This window comes from Sorangium sp. So ce124 (assembly GCF_051525235.1).
Lineage (GTDB): Bacteria > Myxococcota_A > Polyangia > Polyangiales > Polyangiaceae > Sorangium > Sorangium atrum.
The window spans coordinates 5,215,019-5,238,535 of the sequence record NZ_CP150312.1 but is presented as its reverse complement, the minus strand read 5'-3'; the positions used below and the strand labels follow the sequence as shown (position 1 = coordinate 5,238,535).

At 72.0% G+C, this 23,517-nt stretch carries 19 protein-coding genes; 10 read left to right on the top strand and 9 right to left on the bottom strand.

The genetic code is table 11. The features are described from left to right. Positions 1-35 precede the first annotated feature (35 nt). Positions 36-1,259: an MFS transporter gene (locus tag WMF19_RS19575; RefSeq protein WP_437900488.1), complete on the bottom strand. Its 1,224-nt coding sequence runs from the start codon at positions 1,257-1,259 to the stop codon at positions 36-38. Between the two features lie 205 nt (positions 1,260-1,464). On the opposite strand from WMF19_RS19575, the gene WMF19_RS19570 reads away from it, so the two are divergent. Further along, on the top strand, positions 1,465-2,595 hold the full coding sequence (locus WMF19_RS19570) for a pirin family protein (RefSeq protein ID WP_437900487.1): 1,131 nt from the start codon (positions 1,465-1,467) through the stop codon (positions 2,593-2,595). A gap of 34 nt (positions 2,596-2,629) precedes the next feature. On the opposite strand, the gene WMF19_RS19565 is transcribed toward WMF19_RS19570, so the two are convergent. Then, entirely contained in the window at positions 2,630-3,619 is a 990-nt protein-coding gene (locus WMF19_RS19565) for a helix-turn-helix transcriptional regulator (RefSeq protein ID WP_437900486.1), read from the bottom strand. A 115-nt stretch (positions 3,620-3,734) separates the two neighbouring features. Further along, complete coding sequence (locus WMF19_RS19560) at positions 3,735-4,652, bottom strand: SMP-30/gluconolactonase/LRE family protein (protein WP_437900485.1); 918 nt, start codon at positions 4,650-4,652, stop codon at positions 3,735-3,737. A 584-nt stretch (positions 4,653-5,236) separates the two neighbouring features. Here WMF19_RS19560 and WMF19_RS19555 point away from each other — a divergent pair. The 6 genes from WMF19_RS19555 (at position 5,237) to WMF19_RS19530 (ending at position 10,310) form a co-directional block, all read left to right on the top strand. Next, a complete protein-coding gene (locus WMF19_RS19555; protein WP_437900484.1) occupies positions 5,237-6,241 on the top strand; it encodes a PAS domain-containing protein in 1,005 nt (334 codons plus the stop codon). Positions 6,242-6,530: 289 nt separating this feature from the next. Next, positions 6,531-7,133 (top strand): cysteine hydrolase family protein, encoded by a 603-nt coding sequence (locus WMF19_RS19550; protein ID WP_437900483.1) that lies wholly within the window; start codon positions 6,531-6,533, stop codon positions 7,131-7,133. Positions 7,134-7,136: 3 nt separating this feature from the next. Then, a complete protein-coding gene (locus WMF19_RS19545; RefSeq protein ID WP_437900482.1) occupies positions 7,137-7,982 on the top strand; it encodes an ABC transporter permease in 846 nt (281 codons plus the stop codon). Further along, entirely contained in the window at positions 7,979-8,824 is an 846-nt protein-coding gene (locus tag WMF19_RS19540; RefSeq protein ID WP_437900481.1) for an ABC transporter ATP-binding protein, read from the top strand. The genes WMF19_RS19545 and WMF19_RS19540 overlap by 4 nt, the downstream gene beginning before the upstream one ends. Then, complete coding sequence (locus tag WMF19_RS19535; protein WP_437900480.1) at positions 8,821-9,858, top strand: aliphatic sulfonate ABC transporter substrate-binding protein; 1,038 nt, start codon at positions 8,821-8,823, stop codon at positions 9,856-9,858. The genes WMF19_RS19540 and WMF19_RS19535 overlap by 4 nt, the downstream gene beginning before the upstream one ends. Further along, positions 9,855-10,310, top strand: a complete 456-nt coding sequence (locus WMF19_RS19530; RefSeq protein WP_437900479.1) for a nucleoside deaminase — start codon at positions 9,855-9,857, stop codon at positions 10,308-10,310. The genes WMF19_RS19535 and WMF19_RS19530 overlap by 4 nt, the downstream gene beginning before the upstream one ends. On the opposite strand, the gene WMF19_RS19525 is transcribed toward WMF19_RS19530, so the two are convergent. Then, the gene (locus WMF19_RS19525) at positions 10,297-10,653 is read right to left on the bottom strand and encodes a hypothetical protein (RefSeq protein ID WP_437900478.1); all 357 of its coding nucleotides are present in this window, start codon (positions 10,651-10,653) and stop codon (positions 10,297-10,299) included. The two genes, WMF19_RS19530 and WMF19_RS19525, sit on opposite strands and share 14 nt — an antisense overlap. Positions 10,654-10,704: 51 nt before the next feature. On the opposite strand from WMF19_RS19525, the gene WMF19_RS19520 reads away from it, so the two are divergent. Then, the gene (locus WMF19_RS19520; RefSeq protein ID WP_437330098.1) at positions 10,705-12,312 is read left to right on the top strand and encodes an amidohydrolase family protein; all 1,608 of its coding nucleotides are present in this window, start codon (positions 10,705-10,707) and stop codon (positions 12,310-12,312) included. On the opposite strand, the gene WMF19_RS19515 is transcribed toward WMF19_RS19520, so the two are convergent. From WMF19_RS19515 to WMF19_RS19495, 5 genes are all read right to left on the bottom strand, one after another. Further along, positions 12,280-13,263, bottom strand: coding sequence for an asparaginase (locus tag WMF19_RS19515; RefSeq protein WP_437900477.1), 984 nt, complete (start codon positions 13,261-13,263; stop codon positions 12,280-12,282). The genes WMF19_RS19520 and WMF19_RS19515 overlap by 33 nt on opposite strands. Before the next feature lie 24 nt (positions 13,264-13,287). Next, entirely contained in the window at positions 13,288-14,250 is a 963-nt protein-coding gene (locus WMF19_RS19510) for an SMP-30/gluconolactonase/LRE family protein (RefSeq protein ID WP_437900476.1), read from the bottom strand. Positions 14,251-14,380: 130 nt separating this feature from the next. Further along, a complete protein-coding gene (locus WMF19_RS19505; RefSeq protein ID WP_437901648.1) occupies positions 14,381-15,382 on the bottom strand; it encodes a DUF1552 domain-containing protein in 1,002 nt (333 codons plus the stop codon). Positions 15,383-15,611: 229 nt separating this feature from the next. Beyond that, a complete protein-coding gene (locus tag WMF19_RS19500) occupies positions 15,612-18,419 on the bottom strand; it encodes a hypothetical protein (RefSeq protein WP_437900475.1) in 2,808 nt (935 codons plus the stop codon). A 26-nt stretch (positions 18,420-18,445) separates the two neighbouring features. After that, entirely contained in the window at positions 18,446-18,838 is a 393-nt protein-coding gene (locus WMF19_RS19495; RefSeq protein WP_437900474.1) for a kelch repeat-containing protein, read from the bottom strand. A 548-nt stretch (positions 18,839-19,386) separates the two neighbouring features. On the opposite strand from WMF19_RS19495, the gene WMF19_RS19490 reads away from it, so the two are divergent. Beyond that, entirely contained in the window at positions 19,387-22,593 is a 3,207-nt protein-coding gene (locus tag WMF19_RS19490; protein ID WP_437900473.1) for a DEAD/DEAH box helicase, read from the top strand. After that, positions 22,590-23,513, top strand: a complete 924-nt coding sequence (locus WMF19_RS19485; protein WP_437900472.1) for an SWIM zinc finger family protein — start codon at positions 22,590-22,592, stop codon at positions 23,511-23,513. The genes WMF19_RS19490 and WMF19_RS19485 overlap by 4 nt, the downstream gene beginning before the upstream one ends. Positions 23,514-23,517 lie beyond the last annotated feature (4 nt).

Genomic DNA, 23,517 nt, shown 5'->3' with positions numbered 1-23,517 from the left:
CCGAGGCCGCGCTCGTCCGCCGTCGGCCAGCAGCCTCAGGGGGCCGGGCGTCCGGCCGCCGCGAGCGCGACGCGCCGCTCGATCCCCAGGAACAGCAGCGGCAGCGCCACCGTGAACACGATCGACAGCCCCGCGACGACCGGCATGCCGTCGAGGCGGTGGTCCGGCAGCTCGTGGAGCAGCCTGGCCGACGAGAACGCGGCGAGCGCGGACGACATGTGCTGCACGGCCGACTGCATCGAGGTGAAGCGCGCTCGCTCGGCGGGGCGCGGCACCTTCGACGTCAGCGTGTTGTGCGAGACGTTGCGGAACGTCATGCCCAGCATGAAGACGATGAAGATGGCGAGCACCGGCAGCCCCGGCGTATACGAGACGAACCCCGCGTACAGGACGCTCACGAGCACCACCGCCCCCACCGAGCCCGTCTGGAACGCGCCGAAGCGGTCCACCAAGGGGCCCACGGCCCGCATCGCGAAGAAGCTCACAAGGCCCCCCACGAAGTAGAGCAGCCCGAGCCGCTCGCGCGGATACCCGAGGTTGTACTGCACGTACGCAGAGATGTTGGGGATCACCAGGAACGACGCCACCGTCAGGATCGCCGTCGTTGCGTACGAGAGCAGCACGATCGGCCGGCCGAGGAGCGCGCCGAGATCGCCGAGCGAGCTGCCGGACGGCCGCGCTTCGGTCAGGTGATCCCGCATCGACGGCAGGAGGAAGATCGCGAGCCCGGCGACGAGCAGCCCGAGCGCCGCGACCGCGAAGAACGGCAGCGGAAAGCCCCCGCGACGCGCGAGCTCCAGCCCGGCGGGGACGCCGAGCACCGAGGCGACCGAGAACGAGGCCATCACGACGCCCATCGCCTTGCCGCGCCGCTCGGGCGGGATGACGTCGGCGACGATCGAGAACGAGACGGATGTCGCGGGCCCGCCGAACGCCCCTGCGAGCACGCGCGCCGCCATGAGGCTCGGGAGCCCCGTCGCGAAGCCCCCGGCCGCCGTGCCGGCGACGAGGCCGAGCATCGCCACGGCGAGCGCGCTGCGGCGGTCGAAGCGGTCGAGGAAGAACGCGCCGGCGAGGCCCGAGATCGCGGCCGCCGCCGTGTAGCTGCCGCCGATGAAGCCGATGCTGGACATCGGGATGCCGAGGGCGACCGCGAAGTCGGGCCCGAGCGGCATCACCATCACGAAGTCGAGGATGTTGATGAACTGGACCGCTGCGACAAGGAAGATGATGCTCGATTCGGAGCGCTGTATGGACACGAGGGTTGACTCTAGTCGACTCCGAGCGCGCCCGCCCCGCCTCGACGCGAAAAAGCGCCGCGACACGCCGCCCATGCCCTCACGCGCACCCTCACCGCTCCCCTGCTCACCTCGGCTCGCGCGTCGCGCGGGTTGCTCCCGGCGCAACGCCACGTTGCGCGCTCGCACCGTTGTCCCTCCATGAGGTCCACCTTACGATGAGACGATGAGCCCCATGGATCGCCGCACCGCCCTCGGCGCCCTCGCCGCAACGCCCGTCGTCGCCGCGTGCGACCCCTCCCCGCCCTCGCCCGAGCGCACCGACGAAGCCGCGCTCGCCGCGGCGGACGTCGTCCGCGACGTGGCGCCGCTCGGGTTCCCCTGGGAGACGCTCGACCCCTTCCTGTTCTGCGTCCACCACGACGACGCGTATCCGGCCGGCAACGAGCGGATGGGGCCGGCCGCCTCGCTCGCGGGCCGCGCCATCGGGCGCGATTTCGCGGGCAAGGACGGCTGGCGCATGTACCACGGCGACGTGGTCCCCGGCTTCCCGCAGCACCCGCACCGCGGCTTCGAGACCGTGACGGTCGTGCGGCGCGGGCTCGTCGATCATGCGGACTCGCTCGGCGCGGCCGCGCGCTACGGCCGCGGCGACGTCCAGTGGCTCACGGCGGGGGGCGGCATCGTCCACGCGGAGATGTTCCCGCTCGTCGAGAAGGACGGGCCCAACCCGCTCGAGCTCTTCCAGATCTGGCTCAACCTGCCGCGCGCCGACAAGCTCGCCGAGCCGCACTTCGTGATGCTGTGGGGCGACACGATCCCCAGGCAGATCGCGCGCGACGCCGCGGGTAAGGCGACCGAGATCACGATCGTCGCCGGCCGCCTCGGCGAGCTCCGCCCGCCGGCTCCGCCGCCGAGGTCGTGGGCGGCGCGCGCGGCGTCCGACGTGGCGATCTGGACGCTCAAGATGGCCCCGGGCGCGCGGTTCACGCTGCCGGCCGCCTCCCCCGGCACGAGCCGCGCGCTCTACTTCTTCCGCGGCGCCGAGCTGCGCGTCGGCGCCCGCCGCGTCCCCGCGGCCCACAGGATCACGCTCCGCGACGGCGCCGCCGCGCTGCTCGAGAACGGCCCCGACGAGGCCGAGCTCCTGCTCCTCCAGGGCCAGCCCATCGGCGAGCCCGTCGCGCAACACGGCCCCTTCGTGATGACCTCGATGGCGGAGGTCCAACAGGCCTTCCTCGACTACCGGCGGACGGGCTTCGGCGGATGGCCGTGGCCGAGCGACGGCCCGGTCCACGGGCGCGCGGAAGGCCGCTTCGCGCGCTACCCCGACGGCCGCATCGACAAGGCGGGCTGAGCCCCTCGCCCCCGCGTGCCGGCGCGCCGATCCCTCACCTCGCGCCGAGCTCGGGCTCGTCGCTCCAGCAGTCGTTCGCGCTCGCCCGGTGTCGCGCGCGGTACTCCGAGGGGCTGACCCCCTCGGAGCGCCGGAACTGCTCGGCGAAGCGCGACGCCGAGTCGTAGCCGCAGGCCGTCGCGACCTCCAGCACGCCGTGGCGGCCCGAGCGCAGGAGCGCCTTGGCGAGTTCGAGGCGCTCCTTCCACAGGAGGGCCCTGAACGAGACCCCCTTCGCGCCGAGCCGGCGGCGCAGCGTCGCGTCGCTCACCCCGAGCGCGCGCGCGACCTCCGGCGCCGCCCACGGGCGCGCCGGATCGCGGCGCACCAGCGCCCGCACCGCGAGCGTCGGATCGAGCGCCAGCGTCGAGGAGGCGGCGCGCGCCTCGTCGAGCTGCTCCCGGTGCTGCAGGAGCAGGGTCAGGATGAGATCCTCCAGCCGGTGCTCGATGAGCAGCGCGTGCGCGCCGGGCAGGAGGAGCGTGTTCACGAGGTGGATCAGCGCCTGGATCGACGGCATCGCGGAGCGCAGCAGGTGCGGCCGATCCGCCTCGAAGCCGCCGAGCCCCCGCTGGACGCAGAGCGTGGGATAGCGGCGCTGGAGCCGCTCGTCGACCTCGCTCAAGAGCTCGATCGTGAACGAGCGGTACGCGCCGCGCTCCGGATCGGGCTCGTTCACCAGCTCGAGGGGGATGCCCTGCGGCACGAGCAGTATCTGCCCCTCCCGGGCGACAAGGCGCGTGTTGCCGTCCGGGCCGTCGAGGAAGATCCGCTTCGCGCCGTCGAGGATGAGCACGACGAGCGGCCGGGAGAGCCGCTGTATCGTTATCCGCTCGCGCGTGCGGGTGAAGACGCCGACCCATCGGGCCAGGCCGGCGCCGCTCGCCGAGGACGTGCGCTCCAGGCGGGAGATGGCCTCTCTGAGCGCGCCCCAGGCCTGGGCTTGATCGGTAGGCTCGAGCAGTCGGGTGAGCTGGGTCTTCATCGTCGCTCCTGATTGAAAAGGGCGCGTCTCTCGCCGCGGAGACACAGCGCGGGGCCGGCCGGGGCGGCGCAGCGTAACCGCGCCGCCCCTCGGCCCAAAGCGCTGTTCCGCCGGCTCACTTCACGTCGAGCAGGACGATCTCGCCGTCGTTGAAGAGCGGGACGAGCAGGCGATCTCTCGCGCGGTCCCAGCCGAGATCGGCGGGGCTCGGGAGATCCGCCGCGAGCGTGGAGACGCGCGGCGCCGCGTCCCCGGCGGGGTCGATCTCGAAGACGGCGCCCGCGTCCCAGCTCGACACGAGGAGCCGGCCGTCGTCGAGGCGCACGAGGCCGTCCAGCGTGCCGGCGGGCAGGGAGATCTCGCGCCGGAGCTTCCCCGAGGCGTCGAGCGCGTCGACCCGCGCTGCGCCGAGGTAGGCCACCCAGATCTCGCCTTCCGCGCACGCCACGCCGTTCGGGTGCGGCAGCGCGGGATCCGCGAACAACCGGGAGACCTCCCCGCCCGGATCGACCGAGACGAGCGCGTCGGTGCCGATCGAGGCGAACGCCCCGTCCTCGATGGCCACGCCGGAGTCCGAGACCACGATCGACCCGTCGGGCATGGCCGCGACGTCGTTGAGCAAGCCGGCGCCGGCCACCTCGATGTCCTCGATCGGCGCGCCGTCGCTCGCGTCGAAGACGCGGATCGCGTCGATATCGGCCACATAGAGCCTGCCGCCCGCGATGGCCATGCCCTTCGGGGCGTTCAGCGTCACGCCCTCCGACGCGCCGTCGATCCATGTCAAATCGAGGACCTCGCCGTCCGGCGAGACGCGCGAGATGAACGCGCGGTCGTCCTTCTCGACGGGTGAGCCGACGATGTTCGAGACCAGGTAAACGTCGCGCTCCTCGTCGTGGAGCACCGACTCGGGTGTGCTGAAGCCGCCGACGCGGCGGAGCTCCGGCGCGGCCGGGGCCTCGCTCTCGGCGCACGCCGGGAGGACGGCAGAGAGGCAGGCGAGGACCGCGGCGGCGCGTTTCGATTGCGTTTTCATTGTGTGATCTCTCGTGTGAACGGGCCGGCGACGCGCCGGCTGGTGCGCCTACCCTGCGCCGGGTCGCCGCGCGGCGCGCGCCCGCGGCGCTCATTGGTACGCCCGAAACGCTCACGCGCCGGACGGCGCCGCTGCCGGCGAAGGCACGGCGGCCCGCGCGAGCCGCGGAGCCACGCCCGGCCACGGCTCGTCTCGACAGGGGAGAGCCGATCGTTCAAGGCGTCTCCGTCGCGCCACCCGACCCGAAATCGAAACCTGCAAGACAACGAATTACACGTCCACGTCGCTTGCTCGACCCCGCGCGGCGCCGCCATGCATCGTCCGTGCTGAACGACGCGAACCCCCGCTCTCCGCAGGTGCGGTGCCGACGAATGAGCACGGGTCCAGCTCGAACGGCGCGTGACGCGGGCGCCGGCGCCCGCGCGGGGCGAGCGCGCGAAACGTCTTGGTCGACATGCCCCGCACCTCCCGGGCCGCACCGGCGACACGCCGTGAGTCGAGAGCGGATATCGAATACTTGACAAGTGTTGCGCCCCCGACAATCATGCGTTCACTGTGGTCCGGCCGAAACGTGGTCCCCTGTAATGCAGTGTCTTTCAGATCCAGATCCCCAGACGCTGCTCAACGAGCAGGTCGCGGCGCTTCGCAGGCGCGTCGCGGAGCTGGAGCAGGCGCTGGCCGAGGCGCAGCAGCCGGGCGCGGCGTCGCACGAGGCGCGGCCAGACGAGCGCGATCCTGGGCTCCTGACCAGCCTCTTCGCGGCGGAGGCCTCGGGGTACGCCGCGATGCTCGACGCGATCCCGGCGATGGTGTTCTTCAAGGATCGACACCACCGGTACCTCGCTGTCAACAAGGCCTACGCGGCGCACTATCACCTCTCGGCCGACAGGATCATCGGGAAGCGCGATGAGGACATTTTCGTCGAAGAGGTCGCGCGCAGCTACCGCGACAACGACGAGAACATCATGTCGGAGGGGATCCCGCGGCTCAACGTGGAGCTCCAGTGGAAGCTCGAGGACGGGAGCGACGGCTGGACGCTGGAGAACAACGTCCCGTTCCGCGACGCGAGCGGGCGCGTGATCGGGATGGTCGGGGTCGTGGTCGACATGACCGCACGAAAGAGGACGGAAGAGGCGCTGCGGAGCACCGAGGCCGATCTCCTCGCCATCCAATCGCGCCTGCTCGAGACGATAGCCGCGCTCTCGACTCCGGTCCTGCCCATCGAGCACGGCATCATCCTCGTGCCCCTCATCGGCCATCTCGACACGGCGCGGGGCAGCCAGCTCATGGAGGCCCTCCTGCAAGGCGTGGAGCGCCACGACGCCGAGCTCGTGATCGTCGATCTCACCGGCGTCCCGATGATCGACAGCGCCGTCGCGCACCACCTCCTGCGCACGGTGCACGCCGCGCGCCTGCTCGGCGCCGAGTGCGTCCTGGTGGGGATGTCCGCGGGCACCGCCGCAGCGCTCGCGAGCCTCGGCGAGACGCTGGAGGGGATCGTCCTCCTGAGAGATCTCCGGGCCGGTGTGCGTTACGCGATGGCGCGGCGGAAGGCCATGGCCCGCGTGCATCCGATGTCGCCACCGTAGATGACGAGAGACATCAAGAGACACCAGGAGATCTGTCCCACTCCCCCGCACATATTCTTCCACGCATCCTTCCCCGCGGCCTTCCATGTAACGGCCGGCCTCGCGCCCCCTCGAAATCCTCACGCGCCAGGTCTCGCTTGACCCTCCGGCGAGGCGCCGGTTACATTCCGTTCAGCCTTTCGACGCTTCATTCCCGGCTGGTGTAGAGCGGGCCGGTTCACCTCTTCACCACCCCTCAGCGAGCTCGCCGCGCCCGGTGTCCCCCGCGCGTCGAGCGGTCAGACCCGCGATGACGCCGCGTATCCGCCCGTTGCCCCTCGACAAGGTCCACCCTGCCAATACCGCCCTCCTCGTCATCGACATGCAGCGCGACTTCGTCGAGGAGGGCGCGCCCTGCGAGGCGCGCGGGGCGCTCGAGATCGTGCCGAGAATCAACGCGCTCGTCGCGTGGGCGAGAGGGCGTGAGCTGCCCGTCGTCTTCACGCAGGAGATGCACAGGGCCGATCGGTGCGACTTCGGCATCGAGCTGGAGTTCGAGCCGCTGCACTGCCTCGAGGGATCCCGCGGCGCCGAGATGGTCGATGGGCTGCGGATCGAGCCGCAGGATCATCGGATCTTCACCAAGCGGCGCTACGACTGTTTTCTGGGCACCGACCTCGACCTGCTGCTCCGGTGCAAGCGGGTGGAGAACCTCATCTGCTGCGGCGTGTGCACGAACATCTGCGTGCTCAGCACCGTGCTCACCGCGAGGAGCCTGGATTACCGCGTGCTGCTCCCGGTCGACGCCGTGGCCGGGACCTCACGGGAGCTCCACGACGCCGCGATCCTCTGCATGAGCAACGCGTTCGCCTACGTCACCGAGAGCGCCTCGGTGATGCAGCTCTTCGGCTGACGGATGCCCGGCGACCGAGCGCCGCAGGCCCCGTCGCGACAGTGCGAGCGACCACCGCCGCGCTGGCTCGCGCTCGGCCGCCCCGTTTCCGCCCGGGCCCGTCTCGCGCTCGGCGCGGCGAGCTTCCTCGCCACCCTCGCGGCGTACGCCTGGCTCACGGGCCGCGACGGGGTGAACACCGCCCTCGCTCCCACGCTCGCGAGCATCGGGCAGGCGACGGCCGACGCGCTCGGCTCGGCAGAGCTCTGGCTGGACGTCCGCTACAGCTTCCTGCGGGTCACGGCCGGGTTCGTGGCCGCCGCGCTCCTCGCGGTGCCGCTCGGCGTGCTCGCCGGCGCGTTCCGATCGATCGCCGCGCTGATCGAGCCGCCGACCGAGTTCCTCCGCTATGTCCCCGTGCCGGCGCTGATCCCGCTCGTCATGATCGCTGCGGGCATCGGCGAGGGCGCGAAGGTCCTCCTCGTCTTCCTGGGGACCTTCTTCCAGCTGCTGCTCATGACCGCGGACGAGGTGCGGCGGGTCCCGGCGCCGCTGCTCCAGGTCAGCCAGAGCCTCGGAGCCACCCGGCGGGAGATCGTGTGGCGCGTGCTGGCCCCGGCCGCCCTCCCCGGCATCTGGAGCGCGCTGCGCATGTGCAACGGGTGGGCGTGGAGCTACGTCGTCGTCGCGGAGCTCGTGGCCGCCACCGAGGGCCTCGGCTTCCGCGTCCTCAGGTTCTATCGCTTCATCCAGACGCCCAGCATCTACGCGTACCTGGCGGTGCTGGGCGCGATCGGCCTGGGGCTCGACTGGGCGTTCGGCGCGGCGCACCGCCGGCTCTTCCGCTGGGCCAGGGGGCGCGACGCGTGACGCTCTCCGTGCGCGGCGTCAGCAAGGCGTACGCCGGCCGCCGCGGCGAGACCGGCGCCCTCTGCCCGCTCGACCTCGATGTCGGCGAGGGCGAGTTCGTGAGCCTCGTGGGCCCCTCCGGGTGCGGGAAATCGACGCTGCTCCACATCGTCGCGGGGCTCGAGCCGGCGACCACCGGGACCGTCACGCTCGGCGGCGAGCGCGTCCTCGGCCCCGGCGCCGAGCTCGGCGTCGTGTTCCAGCAACAGACGCTCTTCCCGTGGCTCAGCGTGCGGGAGAACGTCCGCTTCCCGCTGACGCTGGCCCGCCACCGCGGCCGGGCGCGGCAGGCCGGCTCCGAGCGAGAGGCGGACCGCGTCGAGCGCCTGCTGCGCCTCGTCGATCTGTGGGAGTTCCGCGACAGCGCGCCCGCGGAGCTGAGCGGCGGCATGCAGCAGCGCGCCGCGCTGGCGCGGGCGCTCGCCGCGCAGCCGGAGGTGCTGCTGATGGATGAGCCGTTCGGCGCCCTCGACGCCCAGACACGTGAGGAGATGCAGGGGCTCCTGCTCCATGTGATCCAGCATCACCGGATCACGACGCTCTTCGTCACCCACGACGTGGATGAAGCCCTGATCCTGTCCGATCGCGTGGTGGTCTTCTCCGAGCGCCCCGGCCGCGTCGTGGCCACCTTCGACGTGCCGGTACCCCGGGCGGATCGCTCGCCCGACCTCAAGCTCGACGAGGCGTTGCTGCGCCTCAAACGGGATATCCTGTCGCTCCTGCGGGGGAGGGCCCGCCCCGAGGAGCAGCGCCGCAGCTTGCTTTTCGGGCTTACGCATACGCCGAGGGGAGAGGATCCATGAACCGAAGGACCGTCGTGCTAGAGCTCGGGGCAGCGCTCGCCTGCCTCGTCCTGTCGCCAGGCTGCTCGAAGAAGGACGAGCCAGCGCGCGAGGTGCCCGCCGCCGCGCCGGGCGAGAAGCCCGGGGCCGCGGCGAACGCGCCGGTGAAGCTGACCGTGGGACACGACATGTGGATCGGCTATGCGGGCGTGTTCATCGCGAACGAGCTCGGGCTGTTCAAGCAGGCTGGCCTCGACGTCGAGCTCAAGCCGTTCTCGAACCCCGGGGACACGCTGCCGGCGCTGGCCGCGGGGAAGCTCGATATCGGCCTGACGACCCTGCAGAACCTGGCCGTGCTGAGCGGCAACGGCGACACGGACGTCGTGGGCATCGCGCTCATCGACAGCTCGAACGGCGCGGACGCGGTGGTGGCGAAGGAGGGGGTCGCGTCCATGGCCGATCTCAAGGGCAAGACGGTCGCGCTCACCCTCGGCGAGGTCAATCACATGCTGTTCCTCGCCGGCCTGAAGAAGTCCGGGCTCTCCACGGACGACGTGAAGGTCACGAGCATGAGCGCAGACGATGCCGGGGCCGCGTTCGTGGCGGGGAAGGTCGACGCCGCGGTCACCTGGGAGCCGTGGATCACCAAGGCGACCAAGGGCGGCGGTCGCGTGATCTTCTCGAGCGCCAGCGTCCCCGACACCATCATGGACGCGGTGGCCGTGCGCCGATCGCGGCTCGCCGAGTCCGGTGACGCCTGCTCGCGGTTCATCGGCGCCATCGATCAGGGGGTGCGCGTCCTGCGCGGCGAGCCCGACAAGGCGATTCCCATCATCGGCAAGTACTTGAACGCTCCGCCCGAGGACGTGAAGGGCATGCTGGCCGGCGACAAGATCTACGACCTGGCCGACAACAAGCAGCTCTTCGGCACGGCGGAGAAGGCCGGCCCCGTGTACGCCTCGATGAAGGCGGTGGTCGACTTCGCGGTCGAGTCCAAGCTCGTCAAGAAGGCGCCGGCGCCGGAGTCGCTGCTCGACCCGAGGCTCGTCCGATGAGCCGCGACGAGGAGCTCATGGCGCGCGCGCTGGAGCTCGCGCGCGGCGCGCAGCGCGCGGGCGAGCCGCCGTTCGGCGCCCTGGTGGCCGCCCCCGACGGCACCGTCGTCGCCGAGGCGACCGACGAGGTGAACGCCCAGCGCGACTTCACGTGGCACGCCGAGGTCGGCGCCGTCCGCCGCGCCTGCGCGGCCGCCGGGCCGGACCTGACGGGCTACACGCTGTACACCACCGTGGAGCCCTGCCCGATGTGCTTCACCGCCGCCTGGCTCGCCCGGGTGAGCCGCGTCGTCTTCGGCTGCACGATTCAGGAGGTCACGGCCGCGACCGGCGGCGCGCAGCGCGAGCTGGCCGTCCCCGCGCGCTGGATGAACGAAAACTCCGGCGCTCCCGTCGATCTCGTCGGAGGCGTCCTCGCCGACCGGTGCCTCGCGCTCTTCAGCCCGTCGTGACGCGCTCGCCTGCGCCGACAGGACCGGCGATCCCGCGTTCAGGAAGCGCTTTCTGGAGAGCATCTCCGCCGACGCCCGCACGCTGACGCTCGCCCGCGTGCGGCTCAAGGAAGATGCCTCCTCGGCCCGGCACGTGCCCTCGTAGGGTTTCCGCGAGGGCGGACAGCATCGGTCCGGATTGAGTGTTGCTCAGGAAGCAGCCGCGCTGGATCGGTGCTCGATTCCGAGCAACGCGCGGGCAGAGCGCGCCGGAGAGACGCCGAGATCCGCGGTCGAGCAGCGACATGGAGGCAACGGCGTCGAGGCACGCAGGTTGCAGATTGCCGCGCGCCAGCACGGCCATCGATCTCACACCGGCGACATCGGCGCGCCCAACCCCTTTCCGGAGTCTTTCATGACTGACCGTATCGCTCGTCTCAAGGCCTCGCCCTCCGTGGCTGTCAAGGAGAAGCTCGATTACCCCGTCATCGACACGGACATCCACACCAACGATTACTCGCCGGCGCTGGAGGATTTCGTCGCCACCTACGGAGGCGCCAAGCTCGTCGACGACCTGCGCAAGGCGCTGAGCTCCCGCCGCCGCAACGCCGAGAACAGCAGCGGCAAGGACTGGTACAGCCAGACGCCCGAGGAGCGGCAGCACTACCGCACGGTCAGGTCGCCGTGGTGGGCGCGGGTGACGCGCAACACGCTGGACGTGGCCACGTACCACCTGCCGGAGCTGCTCGCCGAGCGCCTCGAGGAGCAAGGGTCCGATTACTCGGTCCTGTTCCCGAACAACACCCTCGCGCCGCTCGCCGTGAAGGACCCGGGCTCGCGGCAGGCGCTCCAGCGCGCGATCAACCATTACCACGCGGAGCTGTTTCGCAAGTACAGCGACCGCCTCACCCCGGTCGCCGGCATCCCGCTGAACACGCCCGAGGAGGGCATCGAAGAGCTGGAGTTCGCCGTCAAGAAGCTGGGGCTCAAGGCGATCAACATCGCCGGCGGCGTGCGCCGCCCCATCAAGGCGATCGCGGAGAAGTACCCGCCGGCGCACCACCCGGAGATCGCGAAGTACGCGACGTACATCGACTTCTACGGCATCGACAGCGAGTACAACTACGATCCTTTCTGGGCGAAGGTGGTCGAGCTCGGCGTGCCTGTCCTCACCCATTACGGGAGCCAGGGCTGGACGGGGCGCTCGTCGATCAGCAACTACATGAACAACCACGTCGGCCACTTCGCCGACGGCTCGGAGGCGTTCGCCAAGGCGCTCTTCTTCGGCGGCGTCACCCGCCGCTTCCCCGGGCTGCGCATCGGCATGCTCGAGGGCGGGGCGGACTGGGGCGCGCGGGTCTACATCCACCTGGTCGACCGCTTCCAGAAGCGCGGCCCGGAGGGCCTGAAGCACTACGACCCCGCGGCGACCGACCGCGCGCTCTTCACCGAGCTCTTCCGGCGCTACGGCGCGGATCTCGCAAAGCTCGCAAACGGGCGCTCCATCGAGGGCGAGCAGCTGATCGCCGACACGCTGGGGGCCGGGTACACGAGCGACGCCCGCCAGCCGGCGCCGGAGTACCGCAACGATTTCGAGGCCGCGGGCATCGAGAAGATCGAGGACATCCGCGACCGCTGGGTCAACAACTTCTTCTTCGGATCCGAGTCCGACGACCGCACCATCGCGTCCGCGTTCAACGCCAAGGCGAACCCGCTCGGCGTGAAGATCAACGCCATCTACTCCTCCGACGTCGGCCACTGGGACGTCCCCGACCTGACCGAGGCGCTCGCGGAGAGCTGGAAGCTCGTGGAGGAGGGCGTCCTCAGCGCCGAGGACTTCAAGGCGTATGTGTTCGAGAACCCGTACAAGCTCTATACGGAGGCCAACGCGAGCTTCTTCAAGGGCACGCGGGTCGAGGAGAAGCTGAAGCGCAAGGCGGGCGCCGGTGACGAGCGGCGCGGCCCGCAACCGGGCTCGAGGAGCGAGGGTCTACCCGGCAAGCCGGTCGAAATACGCGCGTAGCGCCGCAGCGTCGAGCCCTGCCCCGAGCGCGAACATCAGCGCGAGCCTCGCCTTGGGCCCCGAGAGCGCGCCCGCGGCGATCACCCCGAGGTCGCGGAGCCGCCGCCCGCCGCCGGGCGCGCCGTACGTCGGCGTGACCCGCCCGCCGGGGCAGCGCGAGCTCAGCACCACCGGCGTGCCGGCCTGCACGAGCGCGCCGATCGCCCCCTCCCAGCTCCCGCAGACGTTCCCCGCGCCCGAGCCCTCGATCACCACCCCGCGCGCCCCGGCCTCGAGGAGCGCGCGCAGGAGGAGATCGTCCATCCCGGACGCCATCTTCACGAGGTAGACCCGCGGCTCGGGCGGCGCGAGCGGCAGCGTCGGCGTCCTCGCGGGGCGCGCGTGGACGCGGACGCCCTCGCCGTCGACCCAGCCGAGCGGCCCCACGCCCGGCGAGGCGAACGTGCCGAGCGCGGTCGTATGGGTCTTCATCACGCACCGCGCGGCGTGGATCTCGTCGTTCAGCGCGACGAGCACGCCGAGCCCCCGCGCCGACGGCTCGACCGCGATCCGCGCGGCCGAGACGAGGTTGCGCGGGCCGTCGGTCCCCGCGGTGCTCGCGTCCCGCATCGCCCCTGTGAGCACCACCGGGGTGTCCCCGTCGAGCACCAGATCCAGCGCGAACGCCGTCTCTTCGAGCGTGTCCGTGCCGTGGGTGACGACGACGCCCGTCACCTCGGGATCACCCTGAAGATCGCGCACGGCGCGCGCGAGCGCCGCGATCCTGTCCGGGCCGAGGTTCCAGCTGCTCTCGAGGCAGAACTCGGTGACCGCGATCTCTGCGACGCGGCCGAGCGCGGGCACGTCGGCGACGAGCTCCTCCGCGCGGACGGCGGGCACGGCGGCGCCCGTCTTCGGGTCGACGCGGCTCGCGATGGTGCCGCCGGTGGTGACGAGGTGAACACGAGGCATGGATAGCTGTTTGCGTGAAGCCGATCAGCGCATGTGCGCGAGCGGGAGCCCCGCGACGGGCGCGCGGAACGTGAGGAGGTGGGGCATCGCCAGCGACCCCATGTAACACGTGCGCAGATCGGGGCCGCCGAACGCGATGCTCGTGGGCAGCTGCAGGGTGTTCCCCGCGCAGGCGCCGAGATCGGCCGGCTCGATGGTGCCGTTCCTCTGCTTCAGGGTCATCGCCTCGAGGACCGCAGGGCGCGGATCCTCGAAGACGGTCTGGTAGCTGCCGTCGGGGAAGATCACCGCGAGGCCGTTGCGACAGACGGCCGCCACCCAGATGTTGCCCTCGGCGTCGAAGGCGAAGCCATCCATGTACCCGCCGATGCCGAGGCTATCGGGCCCGAACTGCTCGGGATCGCCGAGGCTGCCGTCATCGCGCACCGGGAACCGGAGGAGGCGGCCGGGGACGGTCTCGACGGCGTACAGGAACCGCTCGGCGGCGTCGAGGCGCACCTCGTTCGTCAAGCTGAGGCCGTCGGCCACGATGCGAGCGCCCTTCTCGTCGACGAGCACGATGTACCCGTCGCGGATGCTGCCCACGACCGCGGTCCACCACGGGAGATGCCGTGTCGTGACGGAGATCCAGAGGCGATCCCGCGAGTCGATGAAGCAGAAGTTCACGGCGCCGAGGGGCTTGCCGTCGATGGAGTCGAGGAGGACCTCGGACCGGCCGTCGCGGTGGAGCTTGTGGATCTTGCCGCCGGACATGCTGGCGACGATGAGGTTGCCCTGCCGATCCATCGCCATGCCGTTCGGCTCGGGCACCTCGGGGCCGAGGGTCGCCTGCCTGCCATCCGGCTCGATGCGCGTCGCGATGCCGCGAGCATCCGAGGTCCAGAGCGTGCCGCCGGGCTCGACGATCACGCACTCCGGTCGGACAAGGCCTTGACCGACGTACTCGATCCGAGACAGCTCGAGGGTGAAACCCCTGACAGATGACATCCAATGACCTCCCGGCACGGCGCCGCGCCGCGCCCGCTCGACGCGGGCGAGCATAACACCCCCCTCGACGATGGGGACATCTCGATCAGGCGCACCGCCCCGAGGCCGACAGGCTCGGGAACGAGATCGCTCAGGAGTTCGCCTTGAGCGCGGTGAACTCGCCTGGGTCGTGGATGGCAGGGGGATTGGTCCCGCCGCCAATGAAGTCCTCCGTCCGGTCATACATGCCGAAGTGGGTCACCGGCCCCGAACCGCCCCGCGCCGGGAAGCCATCCGCGCCTGCCTTGACGCCGAGGGCGTTCATCAAGTTGCAGTAGTACTTGTTGATCGGCGCGCCGGCGAGCGACGGATCGGTCCCCGTTTCTTGGGAGATCGCGTCGACCTGGTCCGAAGTGCCTTCGGAGCACGTGATCTCGCTGTTGCCGGTCGTGAGATCGGGCGAGCCGTCATCCACGTTCACGGCCCAGCCGGTCTTGAAATAACCGCCGGCGCTGCCCGCCTGGATGATCGGCAGGTTGTTGAGGTTGCGGGCGCAGCCGTCCGACACGTCCTGGAACCACACGGCCGCGCAGTTGTCGAGGAGCGTCCCGTCGCCCTCCTCGATACGGTTCAGCTGCTCGACGAGGTGGGCGAACTTCCTCGCATAGTAGTCGTCGATCTTGAGGAGCATGTCGATCGCACCCGGGACGCAGGTGCCCGTCATGCCCGCATTGCTCAGGCGACGCGAGAGACTGGCGCTCTCGAGCGTCACGCCGAGCCCCTTGAAGACGTAGTTCCCGGGGTATTTCAGGAGGATGACGGGGTTCGCGTTGCACGCCGCCGCGAGCACGGCGAGGTTCGAGCAGAGGTCCGCTCCATCCATGCTGTCCGAGATTCGCCGCGTCAGCATGTCGTCGACGCTCGGGCGCGTGATCGCCAGGTCGACGTTCTCTTGCGTCGCACCGAGCGCCGTGGCGAGGGACGTGTTGCACTGCGCAGAAGCCATCACGTTTCCTGTCGAGCTGAGGAGCTCCTTCCAGGCTGCGAGCTTCTGCTTGTCGGCACGGCTCATGTCGAACCGCTCGAGCCTCTGCAGATCGTCCTTCACGATGTCGAGGACGCTCGGCCAGGCGCGTTCGTCGAGCGGAGCGATGCCCTGCCGATCACCGCTCGACGCGGCAGCTCGGCACGTCGCGGCAGTCCTCGAGAGCGATCTCGGAACTGGGCGTCGGGGGTGCTCTCGCAGTACTGGGCGGTCAAACGATTGCGCTTACCGCAGACGTCGGCATCGCGCCCTCGCCGCGATCTGTGCGGCGAGGGCGCGCCTCGCAGGATCCCTCACGAGGCGATCGACCGACGTCACGTCGAGCTGCGCGAGCGGCTCACGCAGCGCCGCGGATCCTCACGGCGCGCCGGCGCACGCGCAGGACAGCGAGCCCCCCGAGGAGGACGAGCCATGTGGGTGTCCCCTGGATTCCGGGCCCCATCTGGCAATGCCAACCACCGCTGTCGCCGCCTGGCGGGCCGCCACCGGCGCCGCTCTGTGCGCCGGCTCCACCGGCGCTACCCCCTTCGCCCGTCCCGCTGAAAGAGCCTGTGCTCGTGCTCGTGGTACCTTCGCTGCCGCCGGCACCGCCGGCACCGCCGGCATTGCCGCCGCTCCCGGCAGCGCCGCCGGTGCCGCTCACGCCACCGCCGCTGGCAGCATCACCGCCGCCGGTGCCGCTCGCGCCACCGGCGCTGACAGCATCGCCGCCGCCGGTGCCGCTCACGCCACCTTCGCCGCCACTCGCGCCACTTCCGCTGGCATCGCCCCCGCTGCCGCCAGCACCGCCGCTGCTGCCGCCGACGCCACTCACGCTACCTCCGCTGGCAGCATCGCCGCTGCCGCCAGCCCCGCTCGGCGCGCCACCACTACCGCCGGTGCCACTCGCGTCACCACCGCTGCCGCCGGCGCCGCCCTCTCCGCCACCGCTGCCGCTCGGCAAGCACACCCCAGCCTGGCACATCCCGCTGCTGGGGCGCTGCCCAGGAACATAGAGGTGAACGAGGGGGGACGGGTAGGAGATACTGCCGAGCTCGCCGCCCACCATCAGAACGCGTCCGTCATCCAGCCGCACGGGCACGTATTCCGTGATCGGGAGGTCCATCGCAGGCCCCAGCGACCAGATGTCCGTCGCCGGATCGTAAAGCTCGACAGTATAATCGAGCGAATACTGAACACCCAGGTTGCCCGCCAGGAGCACCCTCCCGTCGGCAAGGAGCACGGTCTTGGTTGCATACCGCCGGGCGACCATCTCCGCCGCTGGCGTCCAGATGTCGCTCGCCGGATCGTAGAGCTCGGCCGTCGCGAGGGCGATGCCCTCGGAGTTGCCCCCCACCACGAGCACCCTGCCGTCGGGGAGCAGCGTGGCCTTATGACTCCCGCGTGCCTGGCTCATCGAAGCCACAGGCGTCCAGACGCCGGCCGACGGGTCATACACCTCCGCGCTCGCCACTCCGTCGCCGCCCGCCACGAGCACTCTGCCGTCCTGGAGCAGCGTCGCTGAGTGAAAGTATCGCTGCGCATTCGGGGGAGCGACCCAGGTCCAGGCGTCCGCGGCGGGGTCATACACCTCCGCGGACGCGTCGCTGCCGCCCGTGACGAGCACCCTCCCGTCCTGGAGCAGCGTCGCGGTGCCGAGCCCGTGAGTCCGGAGCATGGGCGCGGCGCCCTCCCATTCGCCTGTGGCCGGGTTGAACCGGTCCACGCGATCGTGGCTGGTCACGAGGACCGTGCCGTCGTGCAGCCGTGTGACGTGGAGGGTAACGCTCGACCGCACCTGTGGAATCCCCCCGACGAGCTGCCATCGGTCCATGCTCGGGTCGTAGCGCATCGCCCTCAAGGGCGCGGCGGAGCTGTTCTCCACCCCGAGGACCAGCACCGTGCCGTCCTCCAGCAACGTGGCCCTGAGCGCCCGCTTCATCTCGCTCGGCATCCGCGCCGCGGCCTGCCAGGCATCCGGCGTCCCGGCGACATCGCAGAGCGCGCCGTCCGGCTTCTCCGGCGCGGGCCCCGAGCACCCGAGCGCAGGATCGCAGGCGGGAGCCTCGTGACAGCCGTCCGGCGCCTGGCAGCTCGCCGGGCTCGCTCCGACGCAAGCGCCCCCCTCGCACGTGCTCGTCGCGGAGCACATCTCGGCGTCGTCGCACGGGGTTCCGTCGGGCGCAGGGGTGCCACCGGCGCAGGTCCCCGCCTCGCAGACGCCCCCCTTGAGGCACGCGCCCGTGTCGTCGCAGGGCGTGCCCGAGATCGGCGTGCAGGCGCCGTCCTTCGTGGCCCCCGCCGAGGCCGCGCACGCGTCGCACGGACCGGCACAGGCCGCATCGCAGCAGACCGAATCCGCGCAGAAGCCGCTCGCGCAGTCGCCGCCGGCCTCGCAGGCCGCGCCGAGCGGGGCGCGCTCGTGGAAGAGCAAGACAGAGGCCGTCGGCGCCGGCGCACCGCGGGGCGAGCCGGACGCGACGAGCCCGCCGGCGATCAGCACGCTGCCGTCGTCGAGGCGCGTCGATGTGTGGTACGCGCGCGCCATCGTCTCCGGCGGCTCGACGTCGAGGGGCCGCCAGACAGCCCAGGCCGGATCATACAGCTCCAGCGCGCCGCCGAACTCGCTGTAGCGCCACTCGTTCAAGATCTGGCCATTATCGTCGAGGTACCCGCAGATGTACGTCACCATGCCTCCTGTCAGGAGGACCCTTCCGCTGAGGAGCCGCGAGACGCCCAGGCCCATGTCGTAGTCCCACTCCGGGAAGCAGTCGGGATACGGGTCGTAGAAGGGGTCATGCCCCGGGATCGCCACCCAGAGGTTCTCCTCGGGGAGGTAAAGCTGCGAGGGGTGCGTGTTCATGAACGGATATCCGCCCACGAAGAGGACGTCGCCGCTGGCGAGCCGCGTCGTGGCGTACGAAGTGGACCCAAGGACGACCCTGGCGGTCGGTGTCCAGGAATCGGTCTCCGGATCGTAGATGTTGGCGCGGCCGTTGCCCGTCACGAGCACGCGGCTGTCGCGGAGCACCGTCGCGCTCATGGCGATCGCGCCGCTCAGCGATCGGATGGGCGTCCATGCGCCCGCGGCGTCATCATAGATGCTGCCCGCGAGGGAGCCCGACGCCTGGCCGAGCATCATCAGCTTGCCGCTCGGGAGGGCCACGGCGCGGGGAGCCGTGAGGGCCGGCGTCAGGGGCGCCGCCGCTTGCCACTGCACTGATCGAGATCCGGCGAATAGACCTCGACATGCTCGCCGTCCGTCGAGAGGGCCAGCCCGCTCGGCAGGATGGCCGTCGCGGCGACCTCGCGGAGCGGGCTGCGGAGCGGCGCTGCGGGCGCCCACGTCTTGCTCGCCGGGCCGTAGATCTCGACCTCTTGAAGCGGCGTCGTCCCGTCGCTGCCGCGGCCCCCCGCCACGAGCACCCGGCCATCCTGGAGCAACGTGGCCGTATGCCCGCTGCGCGGGGTGATCATCGGGGGCAAGCGCTCCCAGGACGGCGTTCCATCGGCCCAGACCTGCCCCGAAGGCAACACCACCGCCGCGCAGGCCAGGGCAACGCCCAGGTACCAGCTCGTTTGCATTCAGTTTCTCCTTCGCCGCCGTCCGATGCCCCCGGTCACTCGACGTTCAGCTCCTGGAACAACGTCGGGGCCAACGGTCGCAAGGACCCTTCACCTTCGTGAACTATGTTGACGAAGCATTCCGCGCGACCCGGCGGTGTGCCTTCCAGCGCGTCCATGACCACGAGACGGATGCCGCGGGCCTCACGGGCACGGCGAGCGGGCCGCCGAAGCGGACCACGTGGCGGCCTGCCTCTCGCGCGGCGCCCCGGCGGCCCAGGCGCCCCTGCGCGCGCTCGGCGTCAACCGACCGCTCGAGCTCGCCATCCTCCCAGCGCAGCATGCTGCGACGTCCATTCCCTCGAGCCACGATCTTTTTCCATGAGATGTTCTCCAACCCTCCCGATCAGAGGTTTCAAACAAATTCTGGCAATTCTCAGCGATGACAGGCAATGGGTCACACCCGTGATTCAGCCGGAGTGCTCCCGTCCGGCCCATCGCTTTTTTGGCTCACGACGCGTGAAGCCCCCTTTTCGCCGCCGCCGGCTGTGCAATGGATCTGCGCGTCGATGCCGCTCGTCTTTCTGCCCGACGATCTCCGCTTCTTCCTCTGGGACGACACGGCCGTGGATCGGCTCGCGGCCCGGTCGCTCGGCGCGACGACCCCGGCGGAGGCGGTCGTGGTCTCCGAGGCGGGCCGGGCCGTGACGAAGACCGGAGAGGCCGCGGCGCTCCTGGACGGCCTGTCCGCGCTCGCCAGCATGGCCCAGGTCGACCTCGGGCGAGCTCCGCCGTCCGTCGCCGCCTGGAGCCTGGCGAGCAAGCTCGCGCTCGATCTCGTGGTGCGGGAGCGGGTCGTGCCCCGCGTGGTGCCGGCCGGCGCCGCAGGGGGGCGCACGGAGGCCCGCTGGGCGGTGTCGCTCGCCGCCCCGGAGGACGCCGCGCGCGTCGCGGCGCTCGCCCGCGCCATGCCGCCGGCCGCGCACGCGGTGCCGGCGGGCGCGCAGCAAGCCAGAGGCGACGGCGGGCGATCCCGGGCGCCCGCCGCCGCGGAGGTCTGGTCCGCCGAGGCCCTGCTGCGCGCCTTCCTCGACGCCGCGGCCGACGCGCTCGCGCGCGGCGGCGCCACCGATCGCCCGGCGCGCGCGCCGCGCCCCGCGCACGCCCCGTGGGAGCGCCGGCTGGTGCTCGCCCTGACGGGCCCGCGGCGCGCCTTCGCAGCGGAAGGCCTCGCCGAGCGCGCGCTCGTGGCCGATCTCGACGCATGGATCCGGCCCGCGCTCGGCGCCTGCGACGCGCTGCGCGCCTGCTTCCGGCTGGAGCTGCCCCAGGGCGACCGCGGCTTCGTGCTCCGCTTCCTGCTGCAGGCGACCGACGATCCCAGCCTGCTCGTGCCCGCCGCCGACGTGTGGAAGACCCAGGGGCGCACGCTGAAGGCGCTCGGGCGCGCGTTCTCCGACGCCGAGGAGGTGCTCCTCGGCGCGCTCGGCGCCGCGGCGCGGCTCTTCGCGCCGATCGCCCGGGCCCTCGGCGAGGCGCGGCCGGAGCGCGTGGACCTCGACCCCGCGGAGGCGTGGGCCTTCCTCGCGCAGGCCGCGCCGGCGCTGGGCGAGGCCGGGTTCGGCGTGGTCGTGCCGGGCGAGCTCCTGGCCTCGGGGCAGCGCCGCCTGCGCCTTCGCATGCGCGTCGGCGCGGCGCGCCGCACCGCCGGCGTCGTCGCGGGCAGCGCCGGGCTCGGCCTCGACGAGGCGCTCGATTTCGTGTGGGAGGCGGCGCTCGGCGACGAGGCGCTCTCCGCGCGCGAGCTCGCCGCCCTCGCGCGGCAGAAATCGCCGCTCGTCCGGCACCGCGGGGCCTGGGTGGTCGTGGTCCCCGACGAGCTCGCCGAGATAGCGCGGCGCCTCGAGGCCGGCGGCGGTCGCATCTCGGCGCGCGAGGCGCTGGAGGGCGCGCTCGCCGGCGAGACCCACGTCGACGGCCTGGCCGTGCCTGTGGTCGCCGAGGGCGCGCTCGCGCGCGCGATGGAGCGGCTCCGCTCGGGCGCCCAGCGCGCCGCCGCGCCGCCCGCAGGGTTCGTGGGGACGCTGCGCCCGTACCAGGCGCGCGGCGTCGCCTGGCTGCAGACGATGGCGAGCCTCGGCCTGGGCGCCTGCCTCGCCGACGACATGGGCCTGGGCAAGACCGTCCAGCTGCTCGCGTTCCTTGTCGGCCGGCGGGCGGCGGCGCCCGAGGACACGCGGCCCACGCTGCTCGTCGCCCCGACGTCGGTCGTCGGCAACTGGGAGCGGGAGGCGGCGCGGTTCGCCCCTGCCCTGCCCCTCGTGCGGCACTACGGCGAGGGGCGCGCCCGCTCGGCCGAGGAGCTCGCGACGCGGGCCTCCGGCGCGAGCGAGCGGCCCGCCCAGGGAAGCGACGGCGGCGCGCGCCGCGCGGGCGGCGGGCTCGTCCTGACCACGTACGGCCTGCTCCGCCGCGACGCCGCGGCGCTCGCCGGCGTCGACTGGGCGGCGGTCGTGCTGGACGAGGCGCAGAACATCAAGAACGCCTCGTCGCGCACCGCCCGCGCCGCGCGCGCGCTCCGCGCCCCGCATCGCGTCGCAATGACCGGAACGCCCGTCGAGAACCGCCTCGCCGAGCTCTGGTCGATCCTCGAGTTCGCGAACCCCGGACTGCTCGGCCCGCTCGAGGCGTTCCGGCGCGCCTACGCGGTGCCCATCGAGCGCTACGGCGACCGGAAGGCCGCAGAGCGGCTCCGGCGCGTCGCCGGACCGTTCTTGTTGCGACGCATCAAGAACGACCCCGCCGTGCTTCAGGACCTTCCGCCCAAGGACGAGGCCAGGGTCTTCTGCACGCTCACGCGCGAGCAGGTGACGCTCTACCAGGCGGCGCTCGACGAGGCGATGCGCCGCATCGAGGAGGCCGAGGGCATCGAGCGGCGCGGGCTCGTGCTCTCGCTGCTGACGGTGCTCAAGCAGATCTGCAACCACCCGGCGCAGTGCCTCGGGGAGGCGGGGCCGCTCGCGGGCCGGTCGGGCAAGCTCGCGCGGCTCACCGAGATGCTCGAGGAGGCGCTCGCGGCGGGCGATCGCGCGCTCGTGTTCACGCAGTTCCGCGAGATGGGCGACCGGCTGGTCCGGCACCTCGCGCCCTCGCTCGACGCGGAGGTCCTCTTCCTGCACGGCGGCACGCCGAGGCTCGCGCGCGACGAGATGGTGCGGCGGTTCCAGGACGATCCGCGGGGGCCGCGCGTGTTCGTGCTCTCGCTCAAGGCCGGCGGCGCGGGCCTCAACCTGACGGCGGCGAGCCACGTGTTCCACTTCGATCGCTGGTGGAACCCCGCGGTCGAGGACCAGGCGACGGACCGCGCGCACCGGATCGGGCAGCGGCGCGCGGTGCAGGTCCACAAGCTCGTCTGCGCGGGCACCGTGGAGGAGAAGGTCGACCGGATGCTGGAGCAGAAGCGCGATCTGGCGGCGCAGGTGGTCGGCCAGGGCGAGGCGTGGATCACCGAGCTCGACGACGCGGCGCTGCGCGAGCTGTTCGCGCTGTCGAGGGACGCCGTGACCGGCGCGGGCGAGCTGGACGATCGCGAGGAGCCGGCGCCAGAACCTGAGGAGGAGCGCGGCGACGCGCTGGACGGGCGCGGCGTGCCGGAAGGCGAGCGCGGCGCGCACGAAGGCGGCCGCCCGCGCGCGCGGCAGGTGCGCCGGGCGGAGAGCGGGCGCACGGGCGCGAGGCGCCAGGTGGACCGACCGCGGGGAGGAGCGCCAACATGAGCCCGCCGGCGCGATGGGCGCCGTTCCACCGGGAGGCCGGGCCGAAGCCGCCGCCGCCGGCGCGAGGCATCCGGATGAAGCGGGCCGGCACGACCTGGTGGGGCAAGCGCTGGGTGGAGGCGCTGGAGCGGATGGCGCCCGACGACGCGGGCCGACTCGCGCGCGGGCGCACGTACGCGCGCGCGGGCAGGACACACGATCTCACGGTGAAGCCCGGCCTCGTGACCGCGCGCGTGACCGGCTCGCAGCCGAGGCCGTACAAGGTGATCCTCACGATCGCGCGGCTCGACGACGCCACCTGGGCGAAGGCGATCGCCGCTATGGCGAAGCAGGCGAGCTTCGCGGCGGCGCTCCTCGCGGGCCAGATGCCGGAGGAGATCGACAGCGCGTTCCACAGCGCCGGGACGAGCTTGTTCCCGGAGCGGCCGGAGGACCTCACCACGGCGTGCTCGTGCCCCGACGCCGCGAACCCCTGCAAGCACGTCGCGGCAACGCACTACGTGCTCGGGGAGGCGTTCGACAAGGACCCCTTCCTGCTGTTCGAGCTGCGCGGGCGCACGCGCGAGCAGGTGATCGAGGCGATCCGCGCCGCGCGGGGCGCCCCCACGCGCGCCAGGCGGGCGGGCGCCGGCAAAGGCTCCCCCTGCGCCGGTGAGGCACCGGCGATCGCGACCGTGACGCCCGGCAAGATGGCGGCGAAGGACTACGACGCCTGGCGCGAGGCGCCGCCGGCGCTCGACGTGGCGCTGGAGCCGCCCGCGGCCCACGCGGCGCTCCTGTCGCAGCTCGGCGCGCCGCCGGGCTGGAGCGAGGAGCGCTCGCCGGCGGATCTCTTCGGACCGCTCCTCCGGGCGGCGTCGGAGCGGGCGCGGGAGATCGCGATGGCGGAGGGCGCGCCACGGGCGCGAGGGCGCGGCTGAGGCG

Excerpts from the sequence above, each read along its gene's own strand:
- WMF19_RS19570 (WP_437900487.1), top strand. The coding sequence starts at position 1,465 with ATGAGCCCCATGGATCGCCGCACCGCCCTCGGCGCCCTCGCCGCAACG.
- WMF19_RS19565 (WP_437900486.1), bottom strand. The coding sequence starts at position 3,619 with ATGAAGACCCAGCTCACCCGACTGCTCGAGCCTACCGATCAAGCCCAG.
- WMF19_RS19560 (WP_437900485.1), bottom strand. The coding sequence starts at position 4,652 with ATGAAAACGCAATCGAAACGCGCCGCCGCGGTCCTCGCCTGCCTCTCT.
- WMF19_RS19555 (WP_437900484.1), top strand. The coding sequence starts at position 5,237 with ATGCAGTGTCTTTCAGATCCAGATCCCCAGACGCTGCTCAACGAGCAG.
- WMF19_RS19550 (WP_437900483.1), top strand. The coding sequence starts at position 6,531 with ATGACGCCGCGTATCCGCCCGTTGCCCCTCGACAAGGTCCACCCTGCC.
- WMF19_RS19545 (WP_437900482.1), top strand. The coding sequence starts at position 7,137 with ATGCCCGGCGACCGAGCGCCGCAGGCCCCGTCGCGACAGTGCGAGCGA.
- WMF19_RS19535 (WP_437900480.1), top strand. The coding sequence starts at position 8,821 with ATGAACCGAAGGACCGTCGTGCTAGAGCTCGGGGCAGCGCTCGCCTGC.
- WMF19_RS19530 (WP_437900479.1), top strand. The coding sequence starts at position 9,855 with ATGAGCCGCGACGAGGAGCTCATGGCGCGCGCGCTGGAGCTCGCGCGC.
- WMF19_RS19525 (WP_437900478.1), bottom strand. The coding sequence starts at position 10,653 with ATGGCCGTGCTGGCGCGCGGCAATCTGCAACCTGCGTGCCTCGACGCC.
- WMF19_RS19520 (WP_437330098.1), top strand. The coding sequence starts at position 10,705 with ATGACTGACCGTATCGCTCGTCTCAAGGCCTCGCCCTCCGTGGCTGTC.
- WMF19_RS19515 (WP_437900477.1), bottom strand. The coding sequence starts at position 13,263 with ATGCCTCGTGTTCACCTCGTCACCACCGGCGGCACCATCGCGAGCCGC.
- WMF19_RS19510 (WP_437900476.1), bottom strand. The coding sequence starts at position 14,250 with ATGTCATCTGTCAGGGGTTTCACCCTCGAGCTGTCTCGGATCGAGTAC.
- WMF19_RS19495 (WP_437900474.1), bottom strand. The coding sequence starts at position 18,838 with ATGCAAACGAGCTGGTACCTGGGCGTTGCCCTGGCCTGCGCGGCGGTG.
- WMF19_RS19490 (WP_437900473.1), top strand. The coding sequence starts at position 19,387 with ATGCCGCTCGTCTTTCTGCCCGACGATCTCCGCTTCTTCCTCTGGGAC.
- WMF19_RS19485 (WP_437900472.1), top strand. The coding sequence starts at position 22,590 with ATGAGCCCGCCGGCGCGATGGGCGCCGTTCCACCGGGAGGCCGGGCCG.